General features: G+C 72.5%; 13 protein-coding genes. 9 read left to right on the top strand and 4 right to left on the bottom strand.

What is annotated here, in order from left to right:
- Positions 1 to 86: 86 nt before the first annotated feature.
- Entirely contained in the window at positions 87 to 401 is a 315-nt protein-coding gene (locus tag AB0389_RS12935) for a UBP-type zinc finger domain-containing protein (protein WP_366395410.1), read from the bottom strand.
- A gap of 258 nt (positions 402 to 659) precedes the next feature.
- On the opposite strand from AB0389_RS12935, the gene AB0389_RS12930 reads away from it, so the two are divergent.
- Both AB0389_RS12930 and AB0389_RS12925 read left to right on the top strand, forming a co-directional pair.
- Positions 660 to 1,583 (top strand): hypothetical protein, encoded by a 924-nt coding sequence (locus tag AB0389_RS12930; RefSeq protein ID WP_366395409.1) that lies wholly within the window; start codon positions 660 to 662, stop codon positions 1,581 to 1,583.
- 235 nt (positions 1,584 to 1,818) lie between these two features.
- Positions 1,819 to 2,301, top strand: coding sequence for a hypothetical protein (locus tag AB0389_RS12925; protein WP_366395408.1), 483 nt, complete (start codon positions 1,819 to 1,821; stop codon positions 2,299 to 2,301).
- Between the two features lie 94 nt (positions 2,302 to 2,395).
- Here AB0389_RS12925 and AB0389_RS12920 read toward each other — a convergent pair whose 3' ends face one another.
- A complete protein-coding gene (locus tag AB0389_RS12920) occupies positions 2,396 to 3,631 on the bottom strand; it encodes a family 16 glycosylhydrolase (protein WP_366395407.1) in 1,236 nt (411 codons plus the stop codon).
- Positions 3,632 to 3,962: 331 nt separating this feature from the next.
- Here AB0389_RS12920 and AB0389_RS12915 point away from each other — a divergent pair, with 331 nt between their 5' ends.
- From AB0389_RS12915 to AB0389_RS12900, 4 genes are all read left to right on the top strand, one after another.
- Positions 3,963 to 4,823 (top strand): endonuclease, encoded by an 861-nt coding sequence (locus AB0389_RS12915; protein WP_366395406.1) that lies wholly within the window; start codon positions 3,963 to 3,965, stop codon positions 4,821 to 4,823.
- Between the two features lie 89 nt (positions 4,824 to 4,912).
- Positions 4,913 to 5,275 carry a DUF1304 domain-containing protein gene (locus AB0389_RS12910; RefSeq protein WP_366395405.1) on the top strand — a complete coding sequence of 121 codons (363 nt, stop codon included), beginning with the start codon at positions 4,913 to 4,915 and terminating at the stop codon, positions 5,273 to 5,275.
- On the top strand, positions 5,272 to 5,880 hold the full coding sequence (locus AB0389_RS12905; RefSeq protein ID WP_366395404.1) for a TetR/AcrR family transcriptional regulator: 609 nt from the start codon (positions 5,272 to 5,274) through the stop codon (positions 5,878 to 5,880). Before AB0389_RS12910 ends, AB0389_RS12905 begins: the two co-directional genes overlap by 4 nt.
- A 226-nt stretch (positions 5,881 to 6,106) precedes the next feature.
- Positions 6,107 to 7,528, top strand: a complete 1,422-nt coding sequence (locus tag AB0389_RS12900) for a SpoIIE family protein phosphatase (protein WP_366395403.1) — start codon at positions 6,107 to 6,109, stop codon at positions 7,526 to 7,528.
- 103 nt (positions 7,529 to 7,631) lie between these two features.
- On the opposite strand, the gene AB0389_RS12895 is transcribed toward AB0389_RS12900, so the two are convergent.
- Positions 7,632 to 9,128: a hypothetical protein gene (locus tag AB0389_RS12895; protein ID WP_366395402.1), complete on the bottom strand. Its 1,497-nt coding sequence runs from the start codon at positions 9,126 to 9,128 to the stop codon at positions 7,632 to 7,634.
- Between the two features lie 233 nt (positions 9,129 to 9,361).
- On the opposite strand from AB0389_RS12895, the gene AB0389_RS12890 reads away from it, so the two are divergent.
- Entirely contained in the window at positions 9,362 to 10,486 is a 1,125-nt protein-coding gene (locus tag AB0389_RS12890; RefSeq protein ID WP_366395401.1) for an aminoglycoside phosphotransferase family protein, read from the top strand.
- Positions 10,487 to 10,740: 254 nt separating this feature from the next.
- Positions 10,741 to 12,735 carry an N-acetylmuramoyl-L-alanine amidase gene (locus AB0389_RS12885; RefSeq protein WP_366395400.1) on the top strand — a complete coding sequence of 665 codons (1,995 nt, stop codon included), beginning with the start codon at positions 10,741 to 10,743 and terminating at the stop codon, positions 12,733 to 12,735.
- A gap of 60 nt (positions 12,736 to 12,795) precedes the next feature.
- Here the strand turns inward: AB0389_RS12885 and AB0389_RS12880 are convergent, their stop codons facing one another.
- Entirely contained in the window at positions 12,796 to 13,296 is a 501-nt protein-coding gene (locus AB0389_RS12880) for a hypothetical protein (RefSeq protein ID WP_366395399.1), read from the bottom strand.
- 231 nt (positions 13,297 to 13,527) lie between these two features.
- Between AB0389_RS12880 and AB0389_RS12875 the strand changes: the two genes are divergently transcribed.
- Complete coding sequence (locus AB0389_RS12875) at positions 13,528 to 14,184, top strand: pyridoxal 5'-phosphate synthase (RefSeq protein ID WP_366395398.1); 657 nt, start codon at positions 13,528 to 13,530, stop codon at positions 14,182 to 14,184.
- Positions 14,185 to 14,201: the final 17 nt, after the last annotated feature.

Here is a 14,201-nt window from a genome sequence, read left to right as displayed (position 1 = left end):
AGCGCACCGAAGGCCGCCGGGGCTCAACTCTCACCCTCAGGTCCAGGGTGAGAGTTGAGCCCCGCCGGTGATCCCGGAAGTGCCGCTCACGCCACTCGTTCGGGGGGAATTCCCTCGACCTCGAAGACGATCTCGTCCTCGTAGCACCACCACCAGCCCTCGCCGGGCTCGTACGAACGGATGAGCGGGTGCCCGGTGGCCCGGTGGTGCGCGGTCGCGTGCTTGTTCTTGGAGGAGTCGCAGCAGCCGATGTGGCCGCAGGTCTGGCACTCGCGCAGATGCACCCAGGTATCCCCGGCGGCGACGCACTCCAAACAGCTGTCGGGGCTGTCGGGGGTGACCGGCTCGACGTCCGCGAGATGGGCGCAGATGGGGCCGAACCCCGTATCACCGTTCGCCATAACGCCGCCGCCCGTCCGACCGCATCGGTCTCCTTGATCAGCCGCCCCCTTTTTTCACCGTACGGCGGCTCCCCCGCCACCGCCAGCAGAGCGGAACCGAAGGGTTGCTCACCGGCACTCGCCGGCATCTTGACAGGCTTCTTACAGCGGAGAAACCTGTTACATTCCGGCCGATAACGCGGTCGGTCGGGGGCGGGGGGCAACAGAATGAGCGCTGGACACGCGCGTTTTCCGGGGCGGGGCAGGAGAACGGCGGTGGTGGGCGCGGCGCTGGCCCTCTCGCTCTCCCTGGCGGCCTGCGACAGCGGTGACAACGGCAGCAGCGGTACGGGCGACGGGAAACCCGCCGTCACGACCGTACCGAGCCCGACTCCGAGCCCGACCCCCAGCGTCGAACCCGCCGCGTACCGCGAGACGCTGGACACCGCGCTCGGCCCCCTCGACAAGGCGCTGCGCGCGGTGGACCGGGCGAGCGGTGGCAAGGCGCTGACCAGGGCACTCCGCGAGGCCGCCGCCGCGGCCATCACCGCCGCCGACGCGCTGACGATCGCCCCGACACCGGACGACGCCGCCGACGGAAACACACAGCTCATCCTGGCCCTCCAGGATCTCGACAAGAGCCTCGACCAGGCGGGGAGCGCCTCCGGCCGGTGCGCCGCCTCTCCCCGTGTCGCACTGGGCACGGCCACCGGTCCGCGAAGCGTGCGGAACGCCGACCGGTCGCTCACCCGGCTGGGCTACCCCGTCCGCCTCACACTGCCCCGTACCGAGAAGCCGCGCAGCCGCAGGCTGGAGAACGGCTCCCTGGTGAAGGACGGCAGCCGGACCGGTCTCGGCCGGCTGACCATCGACAACGGCACGGACTCCGACGCGGTGGTCGCGCTGACCCGGAGCGGGCGGACCGCCTTCACGCTCTACATCCGCAAGGGCAGGGAGGCGACGGTCCGCGGGGTCGAGGACGGCTACTACACCGTGTTCTTCGCCTCGGGCGTGGACTGGGACTCCGCCGAGCGGTCCTTCACGCGCGACTGCGGCTTCCAGAAGTTCGATGACCGCGCGCACTTCCGGACCGTGGCGGTGACGGGCGGTACGCAGTACACCGTGCTGAAGTACTCGCTGGCCAAGTCCCTCGGCGGCAACGCCACGACCAGCGATGTCCCCGACGACGAATTCCCGTCCTGAACTGCCGGGAACATTCGGCGGCGGCCCTCCGTTGGACTGAGTGAGGGTGTGGATGGAACTGAGTCCCCGGGCCCCGAATAAGAATTGCCCGTGGGGAAGATCGTTCGGCTGAAGCCCCATGGAGCCCATCGCCGCGAGGCGACCGCCATCCACACCCTTCCCAGATCGACCCCGACCGGCGTCCCCCCGTCCGGTCGGGGTCTCTCCTGTGTACGGGGGCGGAGGGGAGGCGGACGTGACGCGGCAGCCGGAAACGGCGGGGTCGGCCGGCGGCTTCGAGGCGGCCACCGGCGACGGTCCGCGGCTGGACCGGGGCGGGCGGGGAGCCGAGGTCGGGACCGCGTTCGAGGGCCTGCTCCAGATCCGCCGGCTGACGCACACCGGGAGCGGCGATCCGGTCTCCGTCCCCGCCGCGTGGGAGCGCCGGAGCCCGGTGCGGGCCGTCGCGCTCGCGCTGGAGGCCGCCGGGCTGGCGGCCTCCGCGGTGGACGGCGCCGGGGAGCGGATCGCCACGGGCTACCGGGTGACACCCGGGGAGCCGCCCGGGACCGTACGGGTGGAGTGGCTCGGCCCGCGCGGCGACGGGGCCGACCTGCGGGCGGAGCGCGCGCTCACCGAGTGCGCCGCCGCGCTGGCGCCCCTCGGCTGGGAGGCCCTGCTCTACCGGGGGCCGCGCAACCGTCGCTTCCTGGAGGTGGAGCCGGTCCCTGGCCCCTGACGGCCGCAGGAAGGAGCCGTCAGGGACCGGGCCGGGCCGTCGTCGTCAGTCGTCGGCCGTCAGTCGTCGGCCGTCGGTCGTCGGTCGTCGGTCGTCAGCGGGTCACGTTCCATTTCTGGTTCGCGGTGCCCGCGCAGGTCCAGATCTGGAGTCTGGTCTCGTTGGCCGAGCTGTTGCCCGTCGCGTCCATGCACTTGTCGGCCTGCACATTCACCACGTCCCTGGCGTCGGAGACGCCCCAGCGCTGGTTGCCCGCTCCCGAGCAGTCCCACAGCTGGAGCTGCGCGCCGTCGGCCGTGCTGTTGTCCTTGACGTCCAGGCACTTGCCGAGCGCGCGGATCGAGCCGTCGGCGGCGAGGGTCCACTGCTGCGCGACGGTGCCGTTGCAGTCGTAGAGCTGTACGGCCGTACCGTTCGCCGCGTTGGCGCCCGCCACGTCGACGCACTTGCCGCCGATGCCGGTGATGGGACCGGTGGGACCGCCGGATCCGCTGTCCCCGGCGGTGACCCGGACGTAGTCCACGACGAGCTGCTGCGGGAACGTGGTGGCGCCGTCGGGGTCGCCGGGCCAGTCGCCGCCGACCGCGAGGTTCAGGATGAGGAAGAACGGCTTGTCGAACACCCAGGCGCGGCCCCCGAGATCGGCCGGGGTGCGTCGCTGGTACACCGTTCCGTCGACCGACCAGGTGATGGCGCCGGGGGTCCAGTCGACCGCGAAGGTGTGGAAGGCGTCGGCGAACGCCTGGCCGCCGGGCAGGGTGTAGGCGGCGCCGATGCCGCCGCCGCCGGAGTAGCCGGGGCCGTGCAGGGTGCCGTGGACGGTGCCGGGTTCATGTCCGACGTTCTCCATGACGTCGATCTCGCCGCTGTTGGGCCAGCCGACGCTGCCGATGTCCGCGCCGAGCATCCAGAACGCGGGCCACATGCCCCGGCCGCGCGGGACCTTCATCCGGGCCTCGACATGTCCGTACGTCGAGGTGAACCGGCCCGCGGTGTTGAGCCGGGACGAGGTGTACTCGCACCGGCCGTACCAGCAGGCGTAGTTGGCGGGGTTCTCCCTGCGCGCGGTGATGACCAGATTGCCCTGACCGTCGAGTGCCGCGTTGTTGTTGCCGGCCGTGTAGTACTGCCGTTCGTGGTTGCTGACGTTGTCGCCGGTCTCGATCTGCCACTTCGAGCCGTCGACGGCGGAGCCGGCCGGGCCGTTGAAGTCGTCGGAGAAGGTCACCGCCGCCGCGGCGGCGGTGGCGGCCCGACGGGGCTCGGGCGGTGCCGCCGCCGCGGCGGGGACGGCGGTGAGCACCCCCGTACAGCACACAAGTGCCAGCACGTGCAGCGCCATTCGCCGCAACGGGGAGATACGCACGGGGCATCACTTCGCTTCATGGTGGGGTCATGAGCATGACATTGGGCGGCATACGAATCGCGGGCGTCCGGCCGCGTACCCGATTCAAGACGGGACTTGAGACTCCGTCAAGAGTTGGTATGGACCAATGCACTGTCTACGCGCGTTAACTTGACTTGCACATGACTATTACGGCACGTTCACATCAGGGTCGGCCCCCTGTGGGAGGCTCCCGCTGAACCGTTTCCTCGTGACCACCGCAGCACCGCCCCACCCCACGGCCGTGCACGGTCTCCCGGAGAGGACTCCTCCCCCCATGCTTCGTCGCCAACATCCCCTCAGACGCGCACTGCTGGCACTCGGCGCCGCCACCACGATGCTCGCCGCGACCGTCACCACCGCCACCGCGTCGTCGGCCGGCACACCGTCACAGCCCGCGGCCTCCACCGCCTCCACGGCGTCCGCGACAACCACCGCGGCCATAGCGGCACTTGACGACACGTACTACACGACCGCGATCGGCAAGACCGGCACCACCCTCAAGTCCGCCCTGCACACGATCATCAAGAACCAGACGAAGATCTCCTACGCGGCGGTCTGGGACGCGCTGAAGGTCACCGACCAGGACCCCGCGAACAGCTCCAACGTGATCCTGCTGTACACCGGGCGCTCCCAGTCCAAGTCGAGCAACGGCGGCAACACCGGCCAGTGGAACCGCGAGCACGTCTGGGCCCAGTCCCACGGCGGCTTCGGCACCGCCACCGGACCGGGCACCGACCTGCACCACCTGCGCCCCGAGGACGTGACCGTCAACGGGATCCGCGGGAACAAGGACTTCGACAACGGCGGCAGCGCGGTCTCCGGCGCCGCCGGCAACTACACCGACTCCGACTCCTTCGAGCCGCGCAACGCGGTGAAGGGCGATGTCGCCCGGATGATCCTCTACATGGCCGTCCGGTACGAGGGCGAGGACGGCTGGCCCGACCTCGAACCGAACGAGAAGGTCAACAACGGCTCCAGCCCCGCGATGGGGAAGCTGTCGGTACTGAAGGCATGGAGCGCGCAGGACCCGCCGGACACCTTCGAAAAGCGCCGCAACGACGTCATCTACGACCAGTACCAGGGCAACCGGAACCCGTTCATCGACCACCCCGAGTGGGTCTCGGCCATCTGGTAGCGGCACCGGCGCGGCACTTCCTGGACATGTGTCTATACTTCATGGACACATGTCCAGTCGCGTTCCGCGCCAACCCCGGGAGCCTCACCGTGCAGACAGCAGCCAACATCCTGGTCGGCCTGGTGGCCGCGCTCCACGCGTACATCCTGGTGCTGGAGATGTTCCTGTGGGAGCGCGGACCCGGACGCGGACTCTCGGGCTTCGACGCCGACATGGCGCGCAGAACCCGCGCCCTCGCCGCCAACCAGGGCCTCTACAACGGCTTTCTGGCCGCCGGTCTGATCTGGGGGCTGATCGCCGCCGACCCCACCGGACACCGCGTCCAGATCTTCTTCCTGGGCTGTGTGACCGTCGCCGGCGTGTACGGCGGCCTCACCGCGAACCGGCGCATCCTCCTCGCCCAGGCGCTGCCGGGCGCGCTCGCCCTGGCGGCCGTACTGGCGGCGGCATGACGGGCGGCACACCGGGCAAGAGGCCGACCGCGACTCCGGCCGCGGCTCCGGCCGGTGATCCCCGTACGGCACGGACGCGCGAGCGGCTGCGCGCGGCGCTGCTCGCCGAGTGCGCCGACCGGCCGTTCGACGAGGTCGGCGTGGCGGCGCTGGCGCGCCGGGCCGGCCTGGGCCGGGCCACGTTCTATCTGCACTACCCGGATCTCCAGGCGCTGGCCGTGGACGCGTGCGCCGAGATCGTCCGGAACGCGGTGGACTCCCTGCACGCCTGGCGCGGCGCCCCCGATCCGCGTGTCCCGCCGCCCGCGCTCCCGGAGTTCTTCGCCGGACTCTCCCCGCACGCCGCGCTCTACCGGACGCTGCTGCGGCCGGGCGGCGGCGGCCCGCTGGGCGAGTTGCTCCACCGGGAGCTGCGGGAGCGCAGCCGCACCGAGCGCGCGCTCGCCGGGGCGCCCGAGCCCGAGCTGATCGCCTCGGCGGTGGCCGCCACCTTCACCGGGGTGCTGGCGGACTGGCTGCACGGACTGATCGAGGACACCCCGGAGTCCGTGGCGACGCGGGTCTGGCGGCTGGTGGTGACACTGCACAGGACGCCGGTCACATAGGGCGCGAGCATATGCCCGCACCGGTCCGGTGCGGGCCGGGGGCCTGCCACAGGGCCCGACACCGTAGCCGAGAGCCCTCGTCCGCCTGCGGCATATGCCAGAAGCACCACCGGATCGAGTGTTGCCAAACGCCTGTCGGGTTCGGGACGCCTGTGCCACAGTCGTAACGGCCCACCTTCATCTCAGGCAGTGACCAGGCAGTGCCGCGCCCGTATCGGAGTACGAGATGCCGTCCCCCCTGTTCGCGGACCGCCCCGCCCCGCAGCCCGCCGAGCGGGGGACGGTCGAAGCGCTCATCGACCTCACCCGCCGGCTGCGCGGGTACGTGGACGACGCCGCCGCGGAGCGCCGGGACGCGTCGGCCGATGACAACGACGCGCTGTGGCGCTGGCAGCGCGCCCTCTGCGATCTGACGGCCCACCAACTGGACGACATCGGCGACCACTTGACCCAGCTGCGGGCCGGTCGCCCGGACTGCTCGGCGGACGGTTCCACGGGCGCTTCCGCGCTCGGCGCCGTCGCCGGTGCCGCGGCCCGCTCTCCGCACGCGACGGCCGGCCGGATCGGCACCGCCGAGTGGAATCTGCTCACCGACGAGGTCGCCTGGTCCGACGAGCTGTACGAGATCCTGGGCCGGGCGCCCGAGGCGGGTCCGCTGACCCTGGACGAGCTGCCGTCGCTGGTCTTCGCCGACGATCAGGCGCTGCTCACCTCGATGGTGACGGACTGTCTGATCGACGGCCGACCCATCGACGGCGAGATCCGGACCGTCCGGCCCGACGGCCAGCTCCGTACGGTCCATGTGACCGCGGAGCCCGTCCTCGACACCGACGGCTGTACGGCCTCCATGTGGGCGGTGCTGCGCGATGTCAGCGCCCTGCGGCGGGGGGAGCGGGCGGTGCGCGAGTCCGGCGACTCGTTCCGGCGGGGGGAGCGTATGGCCCGGGCCGAGCACCGGCTCGCGGCGGAGCTGCAGGAAGCCGTACTCCCGTCGTGGCGCGGCACCTTGCAGCTGTCCCGCAGCGGTCCCGCGGCGCTGGACCTGGCCGCGCGCCGGCTGCCGTCCACGGCGCGCCCGCTGTCGGGCGGCGACTGGTGCGACGCGCTCGAACTCCCGGGCGGCGACGCGCTGCTGACCGTCGGGGAGCTGACCGGACAGGGGGTGGCGGCCGCCTCCTCGCTGGCGATGCTGCTGGGTGCCATACGCGGTATGGCCGTGGCCGGTATCGAGCCGGGCGCGCTGCTCGCCCATCTCAACCGGCTGCTGGAGACCTCGGAGCGGCCCGCGCTGGGCAGCGCGCTCTGCGGCCGGTACGACCCGGTGTCGGGGATGTTCGCCTGGGCGCAGGCGGGATGCCCCGCCCCGCTGCTCTTCCGCGGCGGGACGGGGCGTGCGCTGACGCCGCCGGACGGCGTGCTGCTCGGGGCGGTCCCGGGGGCCGCGTACGAGCAGGCCGACATACGGCTGCTGCCCGGGGATCTGCTGGTGCTGCACACCGACGGGCCCCGGGACCGGCTTCTCGCGCTGGCACCCCGGTTCGCCGGGGCCCGTAGCGCGCGGGAGTGCGCGGCACTGGTCGTCGAGGAGTCCGGACGGGCCGAACGCGCGGACGACGCCTGTGTGATGGTCGCCAGGATCGGCGAGTGAGGGGTACGCGGCGTGACGACGCGTACGGACGGATGACGGCGGCCTGAGGCTGACCGCAGGTGTCGTTGGCCGGCCGGTGCCGTCGGTCGAGCGGTGCCGTCGGCTAGATGTCGGCCTTACCCAGCTTCTTTCCCGGGCTCTTCGGCATCGCCAGCTTGATCTCCTCGCGCAGGTCCGCGATCTTCCCGTACTCCGCGTACCGGCCGGTGAGCCGGTACATCTCGCGCAGCCGGTCCCAGGTGCGGTGCGAGGAGGTCTCCCCCATCGACACCAGCGCCAGCCGCGCGTAGCGGTCCGCCTGTTCGGGGTCGTCCGCGATGAAGCAGGCGGAGGCGAGCGAGAGATAGTCGAAGATCTTGGACCGCTGCTGGAGTCCGCCGTCGCGCAGCTCCAGCGCCGTTCTGGCGTGCCCCTGCGCGATGGCCGCCGCGGCCGGTTCGCGCTCCGCCAGGGTGCGGTAGGCCAGGGCCTGCATCCCGTGCAGATCCGCCTCGTTGAACATCTGCATCCACGAGGGCGGCGGGACGTCCCCCTTGTCGGAGACGAAGAGGTCCTCCGCCTCCCCCAGGGTGCGGCGCATCGCCTGGCCGTGGCCCATGGACGCCTGCGCCCATGCCTCGATCGTGCGGAGCATGGCCCGGGTGCGCGGCAGATTCTCCTCGCCGGAACCCGACTTGGCGAGTTTCATCAGATCGAGTGCCTCGTCGGGACGGCCCAGATGGATCATCTGGCGGGCGGCCCGGGAGAGAGCCTCGCCGGCGCGGGGGCGGTCGCCGCCCTCGCGCGCCGCGTGGGTGGCGATGACGAAGTACTTCTGGGCGGTGGGTTCGAGGCCGACGTCGTGGGACATCCAGCCGGCGAGTACGGCGAGGTTGGCGGCGACGCCCCACAGGCGGCGCTGGAGATGGTCGGGGTGACGGTAGGCGAGCATGCCGCCCACCTCGTTGAGCTGACCGACGACCGCCTTGCGCTGGAGTCCGCCGCCGCGGGCGGCGTCCCAGGCGCGGAACACCTCCACGGAGTGCTCCAGGGCCTCGATCTCCTGCGACCCGATGGGGGCCGCCTCGTAGAGGTCGTACCCGGCGGATTCCGCGTGGAGGGCGTCGGACGGGCGGGCGGAGTCGGACGGGAGTGCGGGGTCGGAGTGCAGCCAGTCGTGCATGGCACCGGTGAGTACTGAGCCTGCGGTGAGCGCGGCACCCGCGCCCACCAAGCCGCGGCGGTTGAGCATGAGGTCCATTCCCGTGAATTCGGTGAGGACCGCGGCTGTCCGGTCGGGCGCCCAGGGGACGGCGTCGGGGTTGTCCGGGTCTCCGGCTGCCCGTCGCCTCCCCGAACGTCCGTTCCGTACGAACCCGAGGTCCTCGATGGTCACGACACGACCGAGCCGCTCGGTGAACAGGGCCGCCAGCACTCTCGGCACCGGATCGCGCGGGGTCTCCCCCATGTCGATCCAACGCCGCACCCGCGAGGTGTCGGTGGCCAGCTGGGGGTGGCCCATGGCCGCCGCCTGCCGGTTCACCAGCCTCGCGAGTTCGCCCTTGGACCAGCCGGCCAGGCCGAACAGGTCCGAAAGGCGGGTGTTGGATTCGCCGTTCACATCAAGCCCCCAGGTTCTCGGCTGAGTTGACAGTAACCCTCTGTCAGATGCGTGGCGACTATTCGCCAGGGTTCGCCAGGGTTCGCCAGCTGGTGTGCCACCCGCGCCCGGGTGTCGGGTAGGAACGCGCCACCCCGGCCCGGCAGCCGGACGTACTCCCCAGGGTGCCTCACGGCGGCCGGGGCGGGTCGGCGCACGTAACTCATCGGCACACGAAGGGATCTGTATCGCCCATGTACACAGCATCGTCCTCCGTGTCGGCCCCGCCCCGGGCGCAGCGTACGGTCACTCCCGGGAGCGGGCCGTACCTCGACCCGACCCACGCGGGGCGGACCCGGCTCAGGGCGGGGACGGTCGCGGGACCGCTCAGCGGAAGACTCGATCTGTCCGGCCCCCAGGGCGCGCAGCTGCGGATGGCGATCACGGCGGTGCACCGGATCTGCCCGGAGTTCAATCCGGTGCAGGTCCTGCGTCGCAGCGGCCGGTCCGTCCTGCTCGTCGGCTCGACCGGCCGCACCACCGCCGTCGCCAAGTGCCTGCTGGACCACTCGCCGGTGTGGACCGAGAGGTTCCGGCACGAAATAGCTGCCTACCGCGCCTTCGTCCGGCACCGCCCGCCGGTGCGGGTGCCCCGGCTCATCGCCGCGGACCCCGAGAACTGCGCGCTGGTGATCGAGCGGATGCCCGGCAGGGCGGCGGCGCTGACCCGTCATCCGGCGGAGGCGCCGCCCCGCGCCGATGTGCGGACCGCCCTCGGCGCGATCGCCCGGCTCAACACCTGGCGCCCGCCGGCCGGCATGTTCGACCGGCCGCTGGACTACGCGTCACGGATCACGCACTACCACGAGCTGGGTCTGTTCACCGACCGGGACCTGGGTGACCTGCAGAAGCTGCTGCACGGTCTCGCGGGCGCCCGGCAGGGGCTCGGCCAGTTCTGCCACGGCGACGCGCTGCTCTCCAACATCCTGCTGTCACCGGCGGGTCCGGTGCTCGTCGACTGGGAGCACGCGGGCTGGTATCTGCCCGGATACGACCTGGCGACGCTCTGGGCGGTGCTGGCGGACGCCCCGGTGGCGCGGCGGCGGATCAGCCAGCTCGCGGCGGCCAAGGGGCCGGCGGACCGGGACGCGTTCCTGATCAATCTGATGCTCGTGCTGACCCGGGAGATCCGGATGTACGAGACGGCCGTGCAGCGCGCGATGCGGGAGGCACCGCCGGTCGGTCCGGCCACCGCCGCGTCACCGGAGCGGCAGAACGCGCTGTCGACGGGAGAGGAGCAGCGGCTGCTGCTGCGCCGGCTGCACGACGACTGCGCGATGGCGCGGCGGGCGGTGCGGGCCGCGGTCGGTACCCGCTGACGGCACCGGGCCGGCGGGCCGTTCACCGGTCCACGCCACTGACGCGCCGCAGGCCCGGGCACCGCCGTCGCGAAACACCGCTCCATGACACCCGCCGACACCTGGCGGCGCCCTGCCGCCACCCGTGCTGACGTGCGAATACTCCTTCACTCTCGGTGCTGTGGCGCCTGGTTGACGCGGCGTCCGGTACCGCGTAGTTGTGGAGGCGCATCGGCCCGGCAGGTATCGCGCACCACCCGTCACTGGAGGCTGCTTTGCGAGGCACCGTCCCCCCACGCCCTGCTTCCGCCCGTCGCCGCGCGTTCCGGGCGGCGGGTGTCGTCGCGTCCGCCACGCTGCTGCTGCCGCTGGTCTCGGCGGGGCCCTCCGCCACCGCGGAGAGTCCCGGACCCGACGCTCTGCAACGCGAGTTCGCGTCGGCCGCCGCACGCTACGGGGTGCCGCCGAGTGTGCTGCTCGGTGTCTCGTACCTCCAGTCGCGCTGGGACACGCACAGCGGCGCGCCGAGCGTCAGCGGCGGTTACGGGCCGATGCATCTGACGGACGCCGGGACGGCGCTCGCCGAGGCGCCGCACCACTCGGACGGTACGGAGGACGCGCGCGGCGACGCGTCGCGGCCGATGCGCGCGGTGGCCGCGACCGCGCCGCCCTCCGGCGCCGAGCTCCCCGCCCGGCTCCGCACGCTGGAGCGTGCCGCCGAGCTGACCGGGCTCTCCGCGCGGGAGCTGCGGCAGAACCCCGGCGCCAATGTCCGGGGCGGCGCCGCGCTGCTGGCCTCGGCGCAGCGGGAGCTTGGCGGGCCGCCGAGCGCCGATCCTGCCGACTGGTTCGGGGCGGTCGCGCGGTTCTCCGGCGCGCGGGACGCGACCACCGCCACGGTGTACGCGCGCGATGTGTACGAGGTGATCAGGTCCGGCGAGCGGCGCACCACCGACAGCGGGCAGCGGGTGACGCTCCGCGCGGTGCCCGGCCTGGTTCCGGACACGGCGCCGGCCGCGCGGCTGGGGCTGCCGCCGGGGGACGCGGCGGGCACGGAGTGTCCGAGAACGGTCTCGTGCCAGTGGCTCCCCGCGCCGTACGAGGAGTTCGACGACTCGTACGGCAACCACGATCTGGCCGACCGGCCGGTGTCGCAGTCGGTCGACTACATCGTCATCCATGACACCGAGGGCTCCTGGGACACCACGCTCCGGCTGATCCAGAACCCGCGGTACGTGTCGTGGCACTACACGCTGCGCTCGTCCGACGGGCTCATCGCCCAGCATGTGCGTACGAAGGACGTCGCCTGGCACGCCGGCAACTGGTACGTCAACGCCACGTCGGTCGGGCTGGAGCACGAGGGATTCCTGACCGCGCCGGACGCCTGGTACACGGAGGCGATGTACCGCACGTCCGCGCGGCTGGTGTCGTATCTGTCGAAGAAGTACGGCGTCCCGCTGGACCGGCAGCACATCCTGGGGCACGACACGGTGCCGGGCCCGACCGCCGCGACGGTCCCCGGGATGCACACCGACCCCGGTCCTTACTGGGACTGGGCGCACTACTTCGAGCTGCTCGGCAAGCCGTTCCGGGAGACGGCCGGCGCGGGCGGGGGCGCGTCCGTCGTGACGATCGTGCCGCGGTACGCGGCGAACCAGCCGCCGTACACCGGGTGCGGGGGCGCGGGCCCGGCGTGCGCCCCGCACGGCTCCGCCGCCGTACGGCTGCACACCGCGCCCGCCGAGGACGCGCCGCTGGTGCGGGACATCGGGCTGCGGCCCGGCGGCGGGGAGTCCACGACGGATGTGAACGACACGGGGGCGCGGGCCACGACCGGTCAGCGGTACGCGGTGGCCGGGCGTTCGGGCGGGTGGACGGCGATCTGGTACCTCGGGCAGAAGGCGTGGTTCCACGATCCGGCCGGCGCGCGGACTGCGGTGCGCGCCGCGGCGCCCGTGCTGACGCCGCGGGCGGGCCTCGCGGAGGTGCCGGTGTACGGGCGGGCCTACCCGGAGGAGGCGGCGTATCCGGCGGGGGTGCCGGTGCAGGCCGTCACGCCGCTGCCGTACACGCTGCTGCCGGGCCAGCGCTATGTGGTGGGCGGGCGGGGGCCCGGCGCGTACTACTACGCGAAGACCTTCGGCGGCTCGGACCACCGGGTGGTGCGCGGCGCGCAGACGTACTACCAGATCCAGTTCGGTCACCGGATCGCCTTCGTGAAGGCGTCCGACGTCGAGGTGCTCCCGGCGGGCGGCGCGCACCGGAAGTAGGGCCGGGCGGAGCGCGGGGCCCCGCCCGACGGGCCCCGCGGAATCGGTCCGAGCGGCTTCTCAGCCCTGCTGGAACAGCTCGGCGGGCAGCGGTTTGAGGAGGGCGTAGAGGTCGTCGGTGATGGGCCGGTCCCAGCTCGCGATGGTGACGAGGACCTGGTCGCTGCGGTCGAACTGCACGCAGGAGATACGGCTCTCGGAGAGTTTGAGGCGGCGCACGATCAGCAGATTGTCCCCCTGCATCACCGGCATGTCCTCACCTCCGACGACCTCGACGGGCTCCTCGTTCTCCAGCGCAACCAGCAGCTGCGCCACCTCGAACGGGATCTGTCCCTCCGCCAGGTCACGGGCCGGGGAGCCCGCCGGCAGATTGCCGATGATCATCGCCGGGCCGCGTCCGCCGAACAGGTCGTACCGGAGGAAGACCCCCTGGCAGCTGCCGTCGGGCGCGGGCAGCAGCCCGGCGCCCAGATTGCCGGGCCAGTCACCCGGGTCCATGGCCAGGACATCGAAGTCCGGGCCCGCGGGTGTGGCGGCGCTGCGGCGGCGGAGAAAGGACATCCCACCATGGTACGGGTTCGCGCCACTTCTCAGGAGCCGGGTGTACCCGGAGACCGAGGGTCCGGTGAGCGGTGTCTCGGTGGCTGATTACGTACGGAACGGGCCCGCGGTCCGGCCGGGCGGGGGCCCGCCGGACGGGGCGGGCGCGGTAGCTTGACCGGAAACCATGAGCCGGGTGGCGTGGGTGGGATCGCGGGTCCCGGTCCACGGTCCCGTGAGGGGCGTGACGCCATGACCGAATCACTGCGGGACGTGCTCCGCGGACTGCCCGTCTTCGATGTCGCGCTGCCGGAGTTCGATCCGGCGGGCGCTCCGGCTGAGCCGGTCCCGCTCTTCAACGACTGGCTGCTGGGCGCGGTGTCCGCCGGGGTGCAGGAGCCGCACGCCATGACGGTCTCGACGGCGGGCGCGGACGGGATGCCGTCCGCGCGGATCCTGATCCTCAAGAACGTCACGGCGGACGGCTGGCAGTTCGCCTCCGCCGAGGCCGGTCACAAGGGGCGGGATCTGGCGGAACGCCCGTATGCCGCGCTGACCTTCCACTGGCAGCCGCTCGGCCGGCAGGTGCGGATCCGGGGGCCGGTGGTGCGGGAGTCCGCCGAGCGCTCGGCGGCGGACTTCCTGGCGCGCTCGACGGCCGCGAGGGCGGAGGCGCTGCTCGGCATGCAGAGCAAGCCGCTGGCGGATCCCGCCGAGCGGGACGGCGCCGTGGCGGAGGCGGTGGCCAGGATCGAGCGGGAGCCCGGTCTCGTGGCGCCGGGCTGGCTGCTCCACACCGTGTGCGCGGACTCGGTCGAGTTCTGGCAGGGCGACCGGGACCGCAACCACACCCGGCTCCACTACCGCCGTACGGAACAGGGGTGGGTGCGCGAGCTGCTGTGGCCCTGAGAGCCTGCCGGCGCCCG

This window comes from Streptomyces sp. NPDC093109 (assembly GCF_040701725.1).
Classification (GTDB): domain Bacteria; phylum Actinomycetota; class Actinomycetes; order Streptomycetales; family Streptomycetaceae; genus Streptomyces.
This window is presented reverse-complemented; position numbering and strand designations above follow the sequence as displayed.